This window comes from Photobacterium lucens (assembly GCF_009873615.1).
GTDB lineage: Bacteria > Pseudomonadota > Gammaproteobacteria > Enterobacterales > Vibrionaceae > Photobacterium > Photobacterium lucens.
This window is the reverse complement of sequence record NZ_SSMG01000252.1, coordinates 1-2,296: the sequence shown is the minus strand read 5'-3', so window position 1 is coordinate 2,296 and position 2,296 is coordinate 1. Positions and strand designations below refer to the sequence as shown.

The window sequence follows — 2,296 nt, the reverse complement described above, 5'->3', positions numbered from 1 at the left end:
CTTTAAAAACAATGGTTAAAAATCTTTCTCAGTGGTTATCCACAGTTTTTTACAAAATTCTGTCATAAAAATATTTACAGAATTAAAAATAGTGTTTAATGTCTGTCTCGTCTGTTACTCAGACCTCAAGTGTTTTTAAAATCAAAACTTCATTTCTAACATTGTGATTCGTTATTGTTGCAAACGAAGGGCGCAATGCTCGGCTAAAAGAAGGGTGAACTTTTAGCTCAGAAGTAGTAGGTCAATGAGTAAAACGATAATTACCGTAATTAATATTTAATTTGCGGGTTTAACTATTCGAACTCAAATTGATAGCCACAAACAAAAATGCTAATTGAAAGCGATGTTTGGGCATAAAGGAAATATAACTATGACTTCACAAACAGGTATTATTCGCAGCTTTAACCCAGTAGAAAAGATCGGTCTAATTACAAGCGATCTTGGTGGTGATATTCGTTTTGACGCATCTCAAGTATGCGGTCAAGCACAGCCATCTTCTGGTAGCATGGTTGAATTTTCTCTTGATGATTCAAGCAATAAGCTAAAAGCCGTTAAAATTCGTTTCATCTAAATGAGCGAACATCTGTTCATATTCTAATTTAATATGAATATGCTATTCAGCCTAAGATAATAATTTTATTATTACTTAGGCTGTTTTATTTTATCCCTACCTAAAACGTTCTTTGTCATATTTAGAATATGTCATTGCATTTATCTTCTTTCTTTTTATTCTCTTTTTATCTTATTGCTTATTAATAGATTAAATTCTATTTAAAGCTTATCTATGTGTTTATTCTTAATAAGGTTATTGTTTGTTATTCAAGGCTATCGTCTATCAACGCGTTGAACGTAATCGACAAAAGAAAGTAATAAGATAAAAAAAATCCCGAGCAGAACTCGGGATTTTTCATTTTGAATAGCGGAGTACGCTATGCCATAAAGTGAGTTAGGAAATGCGTGATAGGTTCTAGGTAATTTTGGAAGATCACCAGTGAAACCAAGCCACTGATCACAACCCATATAAGCCCAAAACGTAGGCTCACAATCGTACAAACAATCGCAGCAAGCACTTTTGGATTTTCAAGGTTAAAGGCAAAGTTAGAGCCTTTACCAAGAATTTCTACAGCAATGATAGCGGGTAATACAGTCACAGGTACAAAGCGTAGTGTTTTCTTAAAACGCTCCGACATATTAAAGCGACCAGCCATACCAATCACAGAGAAGCGGATCAGGAATGTAGCAAGTGCCATGGCTAAAGATAAGTAAATGACAAACTCGTTACTTAAAGTGATATGTGCGTGAGAATCCATAATAGTCACCTTTTTTATTCAGCAATTGCGTTTAATGGTTGAGAGTCATTTTGTTCTTGTTTGATTTCTTTACGCACTTCTTCTTTTAGTTCGGCTTCCATACGCTCTGTTGATAAATCCATACGGTAACCTGCATATACACCAACAATGGCGGCAACCACTAAGCCTAAAGAATAAGGAAGACCTGAAAGTAAGATACCGGTGACGGTAGCAACTACTGCTGCAACGATACATTCACGGCTTTTTACTTGTGGGATCACAATAGCAATAAAGGCAGCAACCATGGCGAAATCTAAACCATAATCAGCAATGTGTGGGAAGGATGAGCCAATAACCGCACCGAAGAAATCAGCGACCACCCAGTTTACCCAAAAGCCGAACATCGCCGCTAGGTAGAACCAATGACGCCCCGGCTTTTCTTGTTTCATTTCACCAACCGTCGCAGCATAGACTTCATCTGTTAGACCATACGCCATCAATGCACGGGTCGGCATTGAGTACTCTTTTACATACTCTGATAGTGATGCGCTGTATAACACATGGCGTAAATTGATCACGAAAGTGGTCAAGGCAATCACAATCAACTCAGTCGATGATTGGACTAGACCCAAAGCGACCATTTGTGCCGAGCCTGCAAATACAGTCATCGACCATAAGGTGCTTTGTAGTACTGACATACCAGCATTGATACTGATAGCCCCTACGATAAACGAGAAAGGAAATGCCCCTACACAGAGAGGGAATATAGCTTTTAAACCGGCTTGGATAAGTTGTTTCTTCATGCGGCGCCTTTTTATGGGTCGTGTCGTAAATGAAAGAAAAGTTGCATTTTTCACAGTGGTTACTGTTTTGTACTGCGCTATTTTCTGCAAATATATTTTAACCTGTGTTTTTATTCAATCATTTTTGCTATTAGTTTGTTCACATATACTTGCATAATTGTATTTTATTGCAGCCAGTTTTGTATTTTATAGCTGGTTTTTCAT

Annotated in this window: 3 protein-coding genes; 1 reads left to right on the top strand and 2 read right to left on the bottom strand. The window is 37.3% G+C overall.

All coding sequences use genetic code 11. The annotated features are described in order from the left end of the window. The first annotated feature begins 370 nt into the window (after positions 1-370). The gene (locus E5A76_RS10955; protein WP_008989721.1) at positions 371-571 is read left to right on the top strand and encodes a cold shock domain-containing protein; all 201 of its coding nucleotides are present in this window, start codon (positions 371-373) and stop codon (positions 569-571) included. Between the two features lie 358 nt (positions 572-929). Here the strand turns inward: E5A76_RS10955 and E5A76_RS10950 are convergent, their stop codons facing one another. Further along, positions 930-1,310, bottom strand: a complete 381-nt coding sequence (locus E5A76_RS10950) for an AzlD domain-containing protein (RefSeq protein ID WP_161118951.1) — start codon at positions 1,308-1,310, stop codon at positions 930-932. 14 nt (positions 1,311-1,324) lie between these two features. Continuing rightward, positions 1,325-2,092: an AzlC family ABC transporter permease gene (locus tag E5A76_RS10945; protein WP_053987663.1), complete on the bottom strand. Its 768-nt coding sequence runs from the start codon at positions 2,090-2,092 to the stop codon at positions 1,325-1,327. Positions 2,093-2,296: the final 204 nt, after the last annotated feature.